The organism is Oceanobacillus sp. FSL W7-1309 (assembly GCF_038002145.1).
Taxonomy (GTDB): domain Bacteria; phylum Bacillota; class Bacilli; order Bacillales; family Amphibacillaceae; genus Oceanobacillus; species Oceanobacillus profundus.
In genome coordinates this window covers 491932-509031 of the sequence record NZ_JBBOBX010000002.1, presented here as the reverse complement: position 1 = coordinate 509031, position 17100 = coordinate 491932, and the positions used below count along the sequence as shown (strand labels likewise).

At 37.8% G+C, this 17100-nt stretch carries 14 protein-coding genes; all 14 read right to left on the bottom strand.

Annotated elements, in window-relative coordinates; all coding sequences use genetic code 11:
* Positions 1-2: 2 nt before the first annotated feature.
* The gene (locus NST46_RS15185; protein WP_095308714.1) at positions 3-947 is read right to left on the bottom strand and encodes a polysaccharide deacetylase family protein; all 945 of its coding nucleotides are present in this window, start codon (positions 945-947) and stop codon (positions 3-5) included.
* A gap of 221 nt (positions 948-1168) precedes the next feature.
* Positions 1169-3280, bottom strand: a complete 2112-nt coding sequence (locus NST46_RS15180; RefSeq protein WP_341137756.1) for a polyribonucleotide nucleotidyltransferase — start codon at positions 3278-3280, stop codon at positions 1169-1171.
* Between the two features lie 313 nt (positions 3281-3593).
* A complete protein-coding gene (rpsO, locus tag NST46_RS15175; RefSeq protein WP_067730023.1) occupies positions 3594-3863 on the bottom strand; it encodes a 30S ribosomal protein S15 in 270 nt (89 codons plus the stop codon).
* 146 nt (positions 3864-4009) lie between these two features.
* Positions 4010-4948, bottom strand: coding sequence for a bifunctional riboflavin kinase/FAD synthetase (locus NST46_RS15170; RefSeq protein ID WP_095308712.1), 939 nt, complete (start codon positions 4946-4948; stop codon positions 4010-4012).
* A gap of 17 nt (positions 4949-4965) precedes the next feature.
* The gene (gene truB, locus NST46_RS15165; RefSeq protein WP_095308710.1) at positions 4966-5865 is read right to left on the bottom strand and encodes a tRNA pseudouridine(55) synthase TruB; all 900 of its coding nucleotides are present in this window, start codon (positions 5863-5865) and stop codon (positions 4966-4968) included.
* Positions 5866-5952: 87 nt separating this feature from the next.
* A complete protein-coding gene (gene rbfA, locus NST46_RS15160; RefSeq protein WP_095308708.1) occupies positions 5953-6297 on the bottom strand; it encodes a 30S ribosome-binding factor RbfA in 345 nt (114 codons plus the stop codon).
* Positions 6298-6344: 47 nt separating this feature from the next.
* Positions 6345-6623, bottom strand: a complete 279-nt coding sequence (locus tag NST46_RS15155) for a DUF503 domain-containing protein (RefSeq protein ID WP_341137432.1) — start codon at positions 6621-6623, stop codon at positions 6345-6347.
* Positions 6620-8752, bottom strand: coding sequence for a translation initiation factor IF-2 (gene infB, locus NST46_RS15150; RefSeq protein WP_095308704.1), 2133 nt, complete (start codon positions 8750-8752; stop codon positions 6620-6622). The genes NST46_RS15155 and infB overlap by 4 nt, the downstream gene beginning before the upstream one ends.
* A gap of 20 nt (positions 8753-8772) precedes the next feature.
* Positions 8773-9072 carry a L7Ae/L30e/S12e/Gadd45 family ribosomal protein gene (locus NST46_RS15145; RefSeq protein WP_095308702.1) on the bottom strand — a complete coding sequence of 100 codons (300 nt, stop codon included), beginning with the start codon at positions 9070-9072 and terminating at the stop codon, positions 8773-8775.
* Positions 9062-9343, bottom strand: coding sequence for an RNase P modulator RnpM (gene rnpM, locus NST46_RS15140; protein ID WP_095308700.1), 282 nt, complete (start codon positions 9341-9343; stop codon positions 9062-9064). Before rnpM ends, NST46_RS15145 begins: the two co-directional genes overlap by 11 nt.
* Positions 9344-9356: 13 nt before the next feature.
* Positions 9357-10457 carry a transcription termination factor NusA gene (gene nusA, locus NST46_RS15135; protein WP_095308698.1) on the bottom strand — a complete coding sequence of 367 codons (1101 nt, stop codon included), beginning with the start codon at positions 10455-10457 and terminating at the stop codon, positions 9357-9359.
* Between the two features lie 109 nt (positions 10458-10566).
* Positions 10567-11037, bottom strand: a complete 471-nt coding sequence (gene rimP, locus NST46_RS15130) for a ribosome maturation factor RimP (protein ID WP_095308696.1) — start codon at positions 11035-11037, stop codon at positions 10567-10569.
* A gap of 254 nt (positions 11038-11291) precedes the next feature.
* Positions 11292-15581 carry a PolC-type DNA polymerase III gene (locus tag NST46_RS15125; protein WP_095308693.1) on the bottom strand — a complete coding sequence of 1430 codons (4290 nt, stop codon included), beginning with the start codon at positions 15579-15581 and terminating at the stop codon, positions 11292-11294.
* Positions 15582-15752: 171 nt separating this feature from the next.
* Positions 15753-17027, bottom strand: a complete 1275-nt coding sequence (gene rseP / locus NST46_RS15120) for an RIP metalloprotease RseP (protein ID WP_095308691.1) — start codon at positions 17025-17027, stop codon at positions 15753-15755.
* Positions 17028-17100: the final 73 nt, after the last annotated feature.

Below are 17100 nucleotides of genomic sequence, written 5' to 3'. Positions count from 1 at the left end.
CCTTACCTTTCTTCACTAAGCAGCATGTCAATTGTTCCTAATCTGTAACCACTTTCTCTTACTAATTGAATTAGCTGTTCTAATCCATTTGCTGTGGCAGGTGTAGGGTGCATCAATATTGTAGCACCAGGGTGAATTTTATCCTTCACCCGGTTAATCATAACAGAAACTGACGGATTCTTCCAATCAATCGTATCCACTGTCCAGAGAATCGTTTCCATATTTAAGTCTTCTGCAGAATAGACAACTTGGTCATTATAACTTCCACTAGGCGGGGCAAACCATTTTGCCTTCTTACCAGTAATAGCAGTTAGAATCTGGTTTGTTTGACTTATTTGATCAATCATCGCTTGATTAGAAAGTCTAGCCATATCAGGATGATTATAAGCATGGTTACCAATGACATGACCTTGTTCATCTATCATCTTTACGATTTCTGAATTCTGTTGTGCCCATTTACCTTCAATAAAAAAAGTAGCCTTAACTTGATTTTCCTTCAATATGCGTAGCATTTCCGGTATATGCTCTTCACCCCAAGACACATTTATGAAAAAGGCCACCATATCCTTCTCTGGATGACCACGATATATAGGCGAGCCATCGAGATCCATAAGGCTAACTTCTGGAGATATTTGATCAAATACGAGCTTTGACTCATCGAATATTCCAGTTTCTTTCATCTTTTCATAAGATTTTTCGATGTTTACTTCTAAACCATTTCGACCTGCAGTTTTTTTCCAAACTCGATCAATATAAGCATCTTGTGGCTTCACTGAATATAATTCTTTCTTTTCTTGTATTTCCTGGTATAAAGCATCTTTTTGGTTAATCACTTGAGATCCCATTGCAGCTAAATTTATAGTAAATGGATTATAATCGACTTGAAATGCTGTCGCTAAAATTAATAAAAAGACACAAAGATTTACATATTTACGATAGCTTCTCATAGACACCCCTCCCCTTACATTTCTATGCAAAAGTGGGACAAGTATGAAAAAATAAATCTCGAAAAAGCGAACTCTTAAATAGAAAGAAGCATATCGCCATTATTTTTGCGTACACTTAACGTGGTGAGGTACTTATTAGTTTAACCACTATCCATCAAATAATAATGCTAGAATATAAAAAAAGAAACTGAAATCTCAGCTTCCTTCTTTTACAATTATCTTTATTTTGCTTTTTCTGCTCTTTCCTTTTCTTCTAGCAGTACAGCTTTACGGGAAAGATTTACTCGACCTTGGCGATCAATTTCTTTTACTTTTACCATAATCTGATCACCAATCGATACGGCGTCTTCGACTTTATTGGTACGTTCTTCCGCTAGTTCAGATATATGGACTAATCCATCTTTACCTTTAAATAGCTCTACAAAGGCACCAAATTTTTCAATACGTTTAACTGTACCTAAATACATTTGACCTACTTCTACCTCACGAACAAGATCTTCAATGATTTTTTTCGCTTTTTCATTCATAGAAGCATCTATAGATGAAATGAATACACTACCGTCTTGCTCGATATCAATTTTAACACCAGTTTCATCAATAATTTGATTAATCTGCTTACCGCTTGGTCCAATAACATCACGGATTTTATTCGGGTTAATAGACATGGTTAAAATTTTCGGCGCGAATTCAGAGAGCTCTGTTTTTGGTTCACCGATTGTAGCAAGCATGGAATCTAAAATTTGCAGACGTCCTTTTTTAGCTTGGGTTAATGCTTCTTCTAAAATTTCTCTAGATAAGCCTTCAATTTTAATATCCATTTGCAATGCTGTAATTCCTTCTGCTGTTCCGGCAACTTTAAAGTCCATATCCCCCAAAGCGTCTTCCATTCCTTGGATATCTGTCAAAATTGTGTAGTCTTCTCCTGATTTAACAAGTCCCATTGCAATTCCAGCAACTGGTGCCTTAATTGGTACACCGGCATCCATCATCGCTAACGTACTAGCACAAATACTTGCTTGGGAAGTAGAACCATTCGATTCTAAAACCTCGGATACGAGACGAATCGTATAAGGGAAATCTTTATCTGAAGGAACAACTTTTTCAAGTGCTCGTTCACCTAATGCACCATGACCTATTTCACGACGACCAGGTCCTCTAATTGGGCCAGTTTCTCCAACGCTGTATTGTGGGAAGTTATAATGATGCATAAAGCGTTTCGTCTCTTCTAGATCTAAACCATCTAAGATTTGTACGTCACCTAAAGCTCCTAATGTACAAATACTAAGCGCTTGGGTTTGTCCACGTGTAAACAATCCTGAACCATGCGTTCTTGGAAGGACATGAATACGTGAAGAAAGCGGACGAATTTCATCTGGCTTACGACCGTCTGGACGAACTTTTTCTTTCGTAATCAGTCTACGCACTTCTTCCTTTACCATTTTATCTAAAATGTTCTTCACCTGTTTAATTTCCTCAGGCTCAGCCTCTTCATATGCCGCTAACACCTCTTGTTTTACTTCGTTAATGGCATCTTCTCTTGCATGCTTTTCTTGTACTTGAATTGCAGCAATTAGCTTATCCTTTGCATCTGCTTCAATTTTGGCTTGCAGAGCTTCATCTAGTTCAAATAAGGTAATCTCTGATTTTTCTACGCCAGCAGATTTAACGATTTGCTCTTGAAATGCAACAAGACGTTTAATCTCCTCATGACCAAACATGATCGCCTCTAGCATTACTTCTTCCGGTACTTCATTTGCCCCAGCCTCTACCATGTTGATCGCATCTTTTGTACCTGCAACCGTTAATTCAATGTCGCTCTGCGCTTCTTGCTCAACAGTTGGATTAATAATAAATTCACCATTTACTCTACCTACATGAACACCTGCAATTGGTTCAGCAAACGGGATATTCGAAACGCTTAGTGCAATCGATGATCCAACCATTGCTGCAATTTCAGATGAACAATCCTGATCCACACTCATAACTGTACTGATCACTTGAACTTCATTTCTGAAGCCATCTGGGAAAAGTGGACGAATTGGACGGTCAATTAAACGAGATGCTAAGATTGCCTTCTCGCTCGGACGTCCCTCACGTTTAATAAATCCTCCTGGAATTTTACCTACCGCATATAATCGTTCTTCATAGTTAACGGTTAAAGGGAAAAAAGGTAAATCCTTAGGTTCTTTCGATGCAGTGGCAACAGCTAGTACCGAAGTATCGCCATAATGAACCATACATGCACCATTCGCTTGCTTTGCTAGTTCTCCAATTTCTACTGTGAATTTCTTACCAGAAATTTCAGTAGAGAAGACTTGTTTTTCTTCAGCCATTAGTCGTAGTGCTCCTTTCAATACAACTTTCCTTATAAGCATTATTAATAGATATCATCCTATAAATAGGTTTCCTCCTTTAGAATAAACTAAAGATGTTAAGGAATCAAATGCGAGAAAGCACTTGATATACTAGAAGAATCCCTATTTATACTATGTTTAGCTTTATGTAATCTAAATAGTCAATAATAGGTAAATTAAGAAATATAACCAAACCCTATTATACATATACTATTACTATTCATGTAGCTTGACATGTAAAAATACAACTTTGAATGAATAGAAAAAGCAGGATTTCTCCTGCTTTTTAAAATTATCGGCGTAAGCCAAGTTTTTTAATTAATTCACGGTAACGAGTAACGTCTTTGTTACGTAGATAAGTAAGCAAGTTACGACGTTTACCAACCATTTTCAAAAGACCACGACGTGAATGATGATCCTTTTTGTGAACACGTAAATGTTCGTTCAGCGCATTGATATCTTCCGTTAGTACAGCAATTTGTACTTCTGGAGAACCAGTATCTGTTTCGTGAACTTTGTATTCATTAATAATCTCGTTCTTACGTTCTTGTGTGATAGCCATTTGGCGCACCTCCTAATAAAATATAATAACCCCAGTCTCCTAGCAAACGTCGGAGTTACGATTTGCCAAGGGATGGTTTTACCTTACTAAGCATAACGCTTCCGCAAGAAAAAATCAAGTGTTCAAGCTAGTTTCTTTCATAAATATTAGTCCGAAAAATAGTCACGAATATTCTTCTCGTCTAGCTCTATCTGCGCAATTAATGCTTCAGCATTATCAAATTTCACTTCTTCTCGAATATATTTATGCCATTCAACCTGTAATTCTTCGCCATATAGATCATTGCTATAATCGAAAATATTAACCTCGACTGATAAATCTTTCCTGTCAGCTGTAAAAGTCGGGTTCGTACCAATACTCGCCATGCCTTCATATACTTCATTCTTATACATGACACAAACAGCATAGATTCCGGGTTTTGGCAGCAACACTTCTGCGTGCAGTTCCAAATTGGCTGTAGGATAACCTAGCTCTCGTCCTCTTTGGGCCCCTTTAATCACAATTCCACTAAATTTCAGCGGGTGGCCTAGTAAATGATTTGCCTCATCTACTAACCCATTTTGCAGTAATTTACGGATTCTTGTAGAGCTTACCTTTTCATCATTGGATATTATTTTATCAATTATTGTATAACTGAATTGTCCACGAGTAAACTCTTCAATATTTTCCATATTACCTTGCCCTTTATGACCAAATGAATAATCAAAACCACCTACTAGGTGTTTTATATTAAGTCCTATAATAAAATGGTCAATAAAAGCTTGTGGTGATAATTTTGATAGCTCTTGATTAAATTGAATAATATATACCCGATCCACCTGAAGCTTTTGCAATAACTCCTGCTTTTCCTTCATCGGGGTAATATATTGTACACGCTCTGTCCCCTTTTTTAAAACGACTGACGGATGTGGATGAAATGTAATAACAGCACTTTCCATATTTCTAGCTTTCGCTTCATCGACAGCTGTTTGAATCACTTGTTGATGTCCTCGGTGAATACCATCAAAAAAGCCAATTGCACAAACTGTCTCCGGCAATTCCCCTAACGCTAATGTATGCGGGTAGGTTAATTCAATTGTTCTCATACTTTTTCACCTGCACTTTATGATCTTTCACTGAAAACGCGAACAGGTTTTATTTGTTCAGCTTTATCAGGATGATGTTGATAGATTGCTAATAATTCATTGTGATGCATTACGACGAAAGGATCTTCGAGCTCAGTATCCTTTGGTTTAGCTAGTTTTTGTCCATTCATTACTTTCCGTTTCGTCTCCTCATTAACATATAGCCGATTCAAATGAGAAAGTCCGTCTATAATTGGGTGTAACAAACGATTCTGTTCGTTCTGTTCAACCGCCTCTTCTATCATAGCAAATGAAATTGCATTTTTCTCGGAAAATGTCCCAGTTTTAGTTCGGACAAGTGCAGACATATGTGCAGGATATCCAAGCTTTGCCCCAATATCAACACAAAGCGTTCTAATGTACGTTCCTTTAGAACAAACTACTTTTAAACGAATTGTATGAGCTATCGGATCAATTGACAGTCTTTCAATTTCGTAAATTGTAACTTTGCGCTTTGGACGTTCTACTGTTTCATTTGCTCGAGCATACTCGTATAGCTTTCTTCCATTCACTTTTACAGCAGAATACATCGGTGGGATTTGCGTAATTTCACCTGAAAAATCTTTAAGTGTCTGATTAATTATCGATTCAGCTGGAAATTCCATTACTTCTTTTTGATCAACGATGCTTCCGTGCGCATCTTCTGTGTCTGTTGCAAACCCAAGCTTCACTTCAGCAATATACGTTTTTTTTGTATCCGTAAGGAAGGGAACAATTTTCGTAGCTTGTCCTATACAAATTGGTAATATGCCTTCCACTTCTGGATCAAGTGTACCTGTGTGACCCACTTTCTTTGTTTTAAAATACCTTCTACATTTCATAACACAATCATGAGATGTATACCCTTTTGGCTTCCATAATGGTAAAATGCCTTCCACTGCACTAGCCTCCACTAACTTCTTTGTATGTATTCGAATATGGGAAAATCTGACCTGTTTCTAAGTGGACAGGTCAGATTTCGAGAATTATTCTTTATTTAAGTCTTTTAAAATGGAATCAATTCGATTTCCATACTCGAATGCTTCATCAAATTCAAATGTAAGTTCTGGTGTTTTACGTAGACGAATGCGACTACCAATTTCAGAACGGATAAATCCCTTTGCTTTTGCTAAACCAAGCAAAGTATCCTGTTTTTGTTTCTCATCACCTAATACAGAAATAAAAGCCTTTGCTTGTTGGAGATCACCCGTTACTTCTACGTCTGTTACTGTAACAAAACCAACTCTAGGATCTTTAATCTTTCTTGCTAGAATGTCACTTAATTCTTTTTTCATTTGTTCAGCTATTCTGTTTGCTCTTAATTCAGCCATTTTATTCACCTCTAGAATAACGTGAGACTTTAAAGTGGGTTTCACTCTTAAAGTCTTTCCACATTGGTAATCGTACGTTCAAGTTCGGTAAATCCATCAATCGTCCCAAGAGCAGCGTGGATTACTTTTTCTGCATGAACATAATCTGTAGAAATTGTTACAATACCAATTTTTGTTCGCTGCCACAGGTCATGGTAATCCAATTCTGTAACAGCGACATTAAAATTGTTCTGTAGTTTTGCAAGCACTTTTTTGATAATCGTTCGTTTAGCCATTAGAGAATGCCCACCATACATGATACACTCTACTTCAGCATAGACAATCATTTGCGCTCAATTTCCTCCATAACGAAAGCTTCAATAATATCGCCTTCTTTAATATCATTGAAATTCTTAATTGTAATTCCACACTCATAGTTTTGTGCAACTTCTTTTACATCGTCTTTAAAACGTTTTAACGCAAGTAGTTCTCCTTCATAGAGGACAACACCATTACGGATTATCCTTACACTTGCATCTCGTGTGATTTTACCGTCTGTAACATAGCTTCCTGCAATGGTACCAATTTTAGAAACCTTAAACGTTTCTCGGACTTCTGCCTGTCCGATAACTTTTTCTTCGAATTCAGGATCCAGTAGACCTTTCATCGCTGCTTCAATTTCTTCAATCGCACTATAAATAACACGGTGCAGACGGATATCTACTTTCTCTGATTCTGCTGCTTTTTTCGCATTAACATCTGGTCGAACATTAAACCCAATTACAATTGCATTGGATGCAGATGCAAGAATAATATCGGATTCCGTTATAGCCCCTACACCTGTGTGAATGATTTTAATTTTTACACCCTCGACTTCAATTTTACGTAATGAGGAGGCTAGTGCTTCAACAGATCCTTGTACATCTGCTTTTACAATAATATTCAAGTCTTTCATTTCACCTTGCTTAATTTGTTCGAATAAATCATCCAAGCTAACTTTTGACTGTTCGCCGCGGCTAGCAATCAAATGTTGCTGCTGGCGAGCTTCCCCAATTTGACGTGCTTTCTTTTCATCGTCAAACACAAGGAATTGATCTCCAGCCTGTGGCACATCATGCAGTCCCGTAATTTCAACCGGTGTAGATGGACCAACTTCATTCACACGCTTACCGATATCATTTACCATTGCACGTACACGTCCATACGTATTTCCAACAACAATTGCATCTCCTACTCGTAAAGTTCCGTTTTGAACAAGTAATGTCGATACAGATCCTCTACCTTTATCTAATTGCGCATCAATAACGGTACCAAAGGCATTTGCTTTTGGATTTGCTTTTAACTCTTCTACTTCGGCAACGAGCAGAATCATCTCTAGTAAATCATCGATACCTTGATTATTTTTTGCAGAAATATTAACAAATATTGTATCTCCGCCCCAAGCCTCAGGAACCAATTCATATTCCGTTAGCTCTTGCATCACGCGATCCGGGTTAGCCGCTTCTTTATCAATTTTATTTACCGCAATAATAATTGGAACCTCTGCAGCTTTTGCGTGATTAATTGCTTCTACAGTTTGAGGCATAACACCATCATCTGCTGCTACTACAAGAATAGCAATATCTGTAACCTGTGCTCCACGGGAACGCATGCTTGTAAACGCTGCGTGACCTGGTGTATCAAGGAATGTGATTTTCTTCCCATTCGTTTCAACTTGGTATGCACCGATGTGCTGTGTAATCCCACCAGCTTCTCCTGCTGTAACTTTTGTGTGGCGGATTGAATCAAGTGTTGTCGTTTTTCCATGGTCAACGTGACCCATTATCGTTACAACGGCTGGTCTTTCAATTAGATCCTCTTCTTTTTCTTCCACAACATATTTATCAAAATCAGTATCTTCTAAAATAATTTCTTTTTCTACTTCTACATTATATTCACCACAGATTAATTCGATTGCATCATCATCTAAGTCTTGGTTTTTTGTTGCCATGACGCCAAGAAACATTAACTTTTTAATAATTTCTGCAGCTTCTTTATTTAATTTAGATGCAAGTTCACTTACCGTCAGCGTATCGTTATAGACAATTTTTGATGGTGTTTCTTTGATGACAACTTTTTGTTCATTTTGAACCGGCTGATTACCTCTTCTTGGACCTTTTTGTTTCTTTTTATTCGTTTGCTGTTGCTTTTGTTGCTGGCCTTTAGGCTGGGAATGATTTTTCCCTTGTTTAGCCGATGGATTAGAGTGCTTTTTCGCTTGATTACTTCCTGGATTATTTTTCGAATTTTTCACATCTGGTTGAGCTTGCTTCGATTTACTAGCATTGAATTTTTCATCTAATTTTCGAACTGTATCATCTGAAATCGTTGACATGTGATTTGACACTTCTATATTTAAGTTCGTTAAATAGTTGATTATTTCCTTGCTTGACGTATTATTTTGTTTAGCATATTCATATACACGTATTTTACTCATACGTTCACCCCCGAATTTGATTACCCGAGTAACGATTTTATTTTCGCAGCAAATCCCGTATCTAAGATTGCAATCGCCACTCTGTGGGATTTTCCAATAGCATTTGACAATGTTTCTCGATCATCTGCTATTCTATAAGGTACTTCATAGTAATTACATTTGTCTGTTAGCTTTTTTTTCGTCTGTGGCCCAATATCCGAAGCTATGATAACAAGCTTTGCACGATTGGAGCGAATATCTTTCAGAATCGTTTCTTCTCCAAGAGAACATTTTCCAGCACGATAAGCAAGACCAATCATATTTAAATAGTTATTTTTCATTGGGTTTACCATCAATTAATTGTTTCAGTTCTTCGAAAATAGCCGGATTTACTTCTGTATTTAACGTTCGATTCAGTATATTTGATTTCTCTGCTTTTAAAACAACATCCAAATTACGCGAAAGGTATGCGCCACGACCATTTTTCTTTCCAGTGGGATCCACAAAGACCTCTCCTTCTTTGTTTCGGACAATCCGAATAAGATCCTTTTTCGGTTTCGTTTCATTAGTGACAACACATTTTCTTTCAGGTGCTTTTCTTTTCTTCACCATATTGGAGTCCCCCTTATTCAAACAAATCCTCATTATTGTCAGAATAGGATTCTTCTGTTTCCGTTTTTAATAGACCTTCTTCTCGTGCTTCTGTTTCACTTTTAATGTCGATTTTCCAGCCTGTCAACTTAGCAGCGAGTCTCGCATTTTGACCACGTTTCCCAATTGCCAGGGATAGTTGGTAATCAGGTACAATAACAGTTGTAGATTTTTCTTCTTCATTAACTAATACTTTAATAACCTTAGAAGGACTAAGCGCGTTCGAAACATAGACAACTGGATCTTCTGACCACTCCACAATATCGATTTTTTCTCCTTTTAATTCATCAACAATTGCTTGCACACGCTGGCCGCGCTGGCCGACACAGGAACCAACCGGATCTACTTCCGGGTCACCGGCATATACGGAGATTTTAGAGCGGTCACCGGCTTCTCTGGCTACCGATTTAACTTCGACTGTTCCATCAAATATCTCTGGTACTTCCATTTCAAACAAACGTGTTAGAAGACCAGGATGTGATCTTGAAATATAAATTTGTGGTCCCTTGCTTGTATTCTCTACTTTCGTAACGAATACTTTTAAACGATCGTGTACATGATATTCTTCTGTTGGCATTTGTTCAGCCTCTGCTAGCTTTGCTTCAATTTTGCCAAGATTAACATAGACAAATCGTGCGTCTTTCCGTTGAATAATACCCGTCATAACATCCTCTTCACGGTCAATATATTCAGAGAAGATGACGCCTCTCTCTGCTTCCCTAACTCGTTGTGTAACAACTTGCTTTGCAGCTTGGGCAGCAATACGTCCGAAATCCTTCGGTGTTACTTCTACTTCAATAATATCTTCAACCTCGTAATTTGGGTCAATTTTTCTTGCTTCGTCAACTGAAATTTCCAGCTGAGTATCTTCCACTTCTTCTACGACTGTCTTTCTAGCGTAAACACTCATTTTACCTGATACTTCATTAAGTTCAACTCGAACATTTGTAGCAGATTTAAAGTTTTTCTTATATGCAGAAATCAAAGCGGCTTCCAATGCTTCCATTAAAATTTCCTTTTCAATTCCTTTTTCCTTTGCTAAATTATCAATCGCATCAAACAACTGATTGCTCACCTGTTTTTTCCCCCTTTTAAATTAGTTGAAAACTTGGCCGATTACCAAGCCTGATAACGAAAGCCTTCGTTGTACGTAAATGATTTCCTGACAAGCTATTTAACATTTACTAGAACGTTACCGCTAATCTAGCTTTTGCTATTTTGTCAAATGATATTTCTACCTGCTTTGTACGCGTTTTTACTTTGTATTCAATCGTAGCTATATTGTCATGGAAGGTTTTTAGAATACCTTCAAATTGTTTTTCCCCATCAATAGGCTCGTATAACTTGACGAATACATTCTTTCCGATATTTTTTTCAAAGTCTTCTGTCGTTTTAAGCGGACGTTCCACTCCAGGCGAGGAAACTTCCAGGAAATATGCTTCTTTAATCGGGTCTGTTTCATCCAATTTTTCACTTAACTGTTCAGAGACTTCTCCGCATTCAGCAATATCAACACCGCCAGCTTTATCGATATATACACGAAGGAACCAATTTTTACCCTCTTTTACATATTCGATATCTACTAGTTCAAGGTCCTTTTCCTCAACAATAGGGAGTACCAATTCTTCTGTCGTTTTAATTACTTGGGAGCTCAATTTCCATCCTCCTTTATTAACTGTAACTATATTACTTATTATGAACTATCTTCCCCAAATTCATCTGTGTACATCCAAATCAATATAAAACCCCTGCCTAAAATTGGGGCGAGGGGAATTGTCCAGGTGGATAATCAGATATGAAGAAAGAGTGGGTGTGCACCCACTCTTTAGACCGTTCGTATCCTTACTTTCCAAAAAATAGTATAGCATAAAGTCTTAGCTTGTGCAAGAATAACTACATTGCTTTACGACTAAAATAAAGAAAGCTGATTTTTTTCTTCCATTCCTTCAAGACATCCATGATTATCAAGGTATTCTAATACTGTTTTAGAGATTTTACTTCTTTCTCTTAAATCCTCTTTTGACAAAAACTCCCCTTCTTCACGTGCTTTCACTATATTTAAGGCAGCGTTTGTTCCTAGTCCATCCACTGCATTAAATGGTGGAAGTAAAGAGTTCCCATCTACAATAAAGTCAGTTGCACTCGATTTATAAAGGTCTACTTTTTGGAATGAGAAACCACGCTCACACATCTCAAGAGAGATTTCTAATACAGTAAGTAAACTTTTTTCTTTTGGTGCAGCATCATTCCCCTTAGCAACAATCTCATCGACCCGATTCCGAATTGCTTCAGACCCTTTAATCATTGTATCCAATTCAAAATCATCTGCACGAACTGTAAAATAAGCAGCATAAAACAGAATGGGATGGTGTACTTTGAAATACGCGATACGAACTGCCATTAGTACATATGCAGCTGCGTGAGCTTTCGGGAACATATATTTAATCTTTTTACATGACTCGATATACCAGTCCGGAACACTATGCTTCTTCATTTCGGTAATCCATTCGTCTTTGAGTCCCTTTCCTTTACGAACAAACTCCATAATATTAAATGCAAGTGATGGTTCCAAGCCTTTATGCATTAAATAAACCATAATATCATCTCGGCAACCAATAACATCTGGTAATTCACAAATACCATCATTAATCAGATCTTGAGCATTGCCCAACCATACATCCGTACCATGTGATAGACCTGAGATAATAAGCAACTCGGCAAAAGTACTTGGCTTCGTGTCCTCAAGCATTTGCCTAACAAATTTTGTCCCAAACTCAGGTACCCCGAGGGTTCCAGTCTTACAATTAATTTGTTGTGGTGTGACTCCAAGTGACTCTGTTCCCGAGAAAATTTTCATTACTTCAGCATCATCTGTCGGAATCGTCATTGGATCAATGCCGCTCAAATCTTGCAGCATACGGATAACTGTTGGATCATCATGTCCGAGAATATCTAGTTTTAACAAATTATCATGAATAGAATGGAAATCAAAATGCGTTGTTCGCCATTCACTGTTACGATCATCTGCTGGAAATTGAATTGGTGTAAAATCGTAAATTTCTTTGTCATCTGGCACTACAATAATTCCGCCGGGATGCTGTCCAGTAGTCCGTTTTACACCAGTACATCCTTGTACAAGACGGTCCACCTCTGCATTTTTATAAACTAACTGTTTATCAGAAGCATAACCTTTTACATATCCATAGGCCGTTTTTTCAGCAATTGTACCAATCGTACCAGCACGATATACGTTATCGACTCCGAATAGTTCCTTCGTATAGTTATGTGCCCTTGGCTGGTATGCACCGGAGAAGTTTAAATCGATATCTGGAACTTTATCACCTTTAAATCCTAAGAATGTTTCAAACGGTATATCCTGACCATCTTTTTTCAATGCTGTATCACATTTCGGACAGTTCTTATCTGGTAAATCGAATCCACTTGCAACAGAACCATCTGTAATAAATTCGTTGTAATGACATTCTCCGCAAATATAATGGGCAGGAAGTGGATTTACCTCCGTAATTTCTGTCATTGTTGCAACAAAGGACGATCCAACAGATCCCCTCGAACCAACAAGATAGCCATCATCTAAAGACTTCTTAACTAGCTTATGGGAGATTAGGTAAATAACCGCGAACCCATTCCCTATGATACTTTCCAATTCTTTCTCAAGTCGATCGACTACAATCTGTGGTGCAGGCTCCCCATATATTTTCTTCGCTCGTGTATAGCAGAGGTCCCGCATTTCTTGTTCTGCACCCTCAATGGTTGGTGTAAATAAACCATCTTTCACAGGTGATAAGTCCTCTAACTCATCCGCCAATGCATTTGGATTGGTCACAACAATTTCACGTGCTACTTCTTCGCCAAGAAACTTAAAGCAGTCTAACATATCATTTGTTGTTCGAAAAGGGGTGTCTGGTAACGTTTGTCTGTTCAATGGATTACCAGCCTGTGAGGCAATTAAGATTTGCCGGTATAATTTATCATGATCGTCCCTATAATGCACATTGCCTGTTGCAACAACTTTTTTGTTCATCCTGTTTCCTAAATCAACAAGCTTTTTAATTATATCAATAATCTGCGACTCGTTTTGCACAAGATCTTTTTCCACGAGATGAGCATAATTGGCTGGCGGCTGAACTTCAATGTAATCATAAAACTCAGCAACCTCTTCTGCTTCCTCCGTAGATTTTTGCATCATTGTTTCAAAAACTTCACCTTTATCACATGCTGTTCCGACGATAAGCCCTTCGCGAAACTTTTGTAAAAGTGATCTTGGTATCCGTGGTACTCGATAAAAATAATTAATATGTGCATAGGAAACAAGTTTATATAAGTTTTTCAGGCCCTCTTGTGTCTTAGCTAGAAGCGTAGCGTGAAATGGACGAGAACGCTGATAAGCATTACCCTCTCCCATATGGTTATTTAATTGATTGTGATTTCGAATATCTTTTTCTAACAATTTTTGAACAAGCTTCCAGAGCAGGTAACCAGTGGCTTCTGCATCGTAGATAGCGCGGTGATGTTGTGTTAATTCAATATCCAAATGCTTACACAATGTATTTAATCGGTGATTCTTTAATTCGGGCAGAAGGAATCTAGCAAGCTCCAGTGTATCCATAACCGGATTTACCGCTTTTTCATAATTAATTCGTTTCAGTCCCTGGTTTAAGAACCCCATATCAAAGCTTGCATTATGGGCAACGAGTATATCTTCTCCCATCCAAGCATGGAAATCCTTTAAAACCTCTTCGACTTCTGGTGCATCTTTGACCATATCATCCGTTATCCCAGTTAATTCGATGGTCGTTTGTGATAACGGATGGTGTGGGTTTGCAAATGCCTCAAATCGGTCAACAATTTCACCTTTATGGATTTTCACTGCTGCAAGTTCAATTATGGTATCGTAAACAGCTGATAGCCCTGTTGTTTCAACATCAAAGACTACAAATGTATCATTTTCCAAGTCTCTGTCCGAATCGTTATATGCTATCGGCACACCATCATCAACAAGGTTCACTTCAACACCATAAAGGACTTTAATATTATTTTTCTTCCCTGCTGCATGTGCTTCAGGGAATCCCTGCACACCAGCATGATCTGTAATTGCAACCGCACGATGTCCCCATTTTGCAGCCTGTGTAACTAATGTTTCTGGAGAAATAACAGCATCCATTTGACTCATCGTCGTATGCGCATGCAGTTCAACTCGTTTTGCATCAGCAGGTGCATTATCCATCCGTTCATCGACCTTAATCTCATGGATATCATTAGCCATCATTGCAAGTTCATTGGTATACATATCTGTTTGAATACTACCTCTTGCTTTAACCCACATCCCTTTCTTAACAGATGCAAATTTAGCTGCGTCCTCATCGTTTTTAGAGAACATTTTTATTTGTAATGAATCTGTATAGTCCGTTGCCTTTATAATTAAAAGACTTCTTCCAGAACGTAATTCGCGTACTTCTGCTGAGAAAATATAACCTTGTACCGTTATACGACGCTCCTCTTCCAGAATCTGTTCCATCGTAATCGCATCGTCTTTAATATTATATCCAATCATGAACGGTCCATTATCTTCACTGTCTTTTTGCTTGTCCCGTTTCACTTTCTCTTGTACGGTCTTTTGAACAAGCTGCTGATCCTCAAGTGCTTTTTGTTCTCTAAATTTCTGCATATCCATCGCATCTGCTTTTACATGGATATCAAGACTATAGGAAAGTGCACCAACGCGCGAACAAAATGTTTTAAACTCTGGTTCTAATCTTCGTTTGAGCGCACTTGCTTCCGCATCATTTCTCGCAGTTAACATAATCTTATTATTGTTAACTTCTGGATTCTGAGTTTGTACAAGCTCCTTATAAGCAGGTGATATTTGCGTCATTGAAGTAACAAAGTGTTTCCAATAACCACTAATCGTATTACTATCGCAAGCTTGTTCATTTGCCAGCACTGTTAGCTCTACATTTGCTATCTGTTGGAACGACTCCTTCAATTTAACCGAGAAAACTTGATATACATCAATTGGTAAGATACGCGCAACACAAATATAAAAATGCCAAGTCTTTGTATTTTTATAAACTTCTAATTTATCTAGGTAGCTATCTTGAAAATAGTCTACTATGTAATCATCGGATAATTGCAGCTGCTTCAATAATAAACTCATTTTTTCTTTTTTCGATATATCCATTTATTATGCCTCCTCCAGCTAAACAATTACATAGGTTGTTTATCTTATCTTGAACAACCCTTACAGGAACAATGTAAACCCTTGTCAGAAATAAGACAAGGGTTTTCACTTCGTAACGTACCTATTTATTTTCTCATGCATCAACTGGCTACAATAACCGAAAGTTTTCTTTTATAAAAATAACCGTTGAATGTCGTTCCATGTTACAACAATCATTAAAAGCATTAATAATGCAAATCCGACGAAATGGAAGATACCTTCCTTTTCTGGCGCAATTGGTTTTCCGCGTAAAGCTTCCAAACCAACAAACAAGAGTCTTCCACCATCAAGGGCAGGCAGAGGAACTAGGTTCACTATTCCGAGATTAACACTTAACATTGCTGTCCACAACAAGAGGTTCATAAAGCCAGTCTGTACAACTTGATCTGTTGCATCATAGATTCCAACGGGACCTGACAGTAAATCAAGCGAAACCTGACCAGTTACAAGCATCAATAAATTCGTTAAGATTAATCTTGTTATTTCATAGGTTTGTTCAAAGCCATATGTCAATGTTCCAAGAACTGTTTTCTCAAATGCTTGACGGACTCCTATTTGACCAATAGAAATTGGTTCTCCTTGTTGATCCACTGTTTCAGCTGTATTGGGAACAACAGTTAATTGCTCTTCAGCACCATCTCGCAGGACAACCATGCTTAATTCTTGTCCTGGATTTTCTCTTACGACTGAAGTAAACTCTTCCCATGTAGAAACTGCAGTTTCCCCAATTCGAATCACTTCATCATCTGCTTGAAATCCTGCTTCTGCAGCTGGTGAATCAGCTTGTATCTCACCCATTATTGCTTCATCAACCGGAGTCCCTTGTGCAACTCCTAAGATAATAAAAATAACAATCGCTAAGATAAAGTTCATCATAGGTCCTGCAAACAATTGCATTGCTCGCTGACCAATAGATTTCGATGCAAATTGACGATCATATGGTGCAATTTGTGTCTCACGCTCGTCCATAATAAAAAATGCTTTTTGGTCAACTTCAAAGTGTAGCTTCTCATCTTCATCACCGATCTCATATCCTTGAATAATCAATCGATGATCAAGATCAACATGCTCTACTTCAATCACTCTGGCATTTGGATGTTTGGATTTGTTGTTGACGATTATTTTATTTACCTTACCTTCATCATTAAATTCAAGCCCGATGTGGTGTCCCGGCTTTAACTCTATGATTTCAGGATCTTCACCTGCTACTCGTACATAGCCACCCGCCGGAATGAGACGAATTGTGTATAACGTTTCATTCCTTACAAAGGAGAAAATTTTCGGCCCAAATCCAATTGCAAATTCCCGAACAAGCATACCTGCTCGTTTTGCAAAGATCATATGGCCCCATTCGTGGATAAAAACGAGTAATCCAAACATAAAAATAAATGCAATTACAGTGGTCAATAGAAGCACCTTCCTTTATTGGAGCAAATCTGTTTTTAGTAAATGAAATTCAAAAAATGTGAAGAAAATGAAC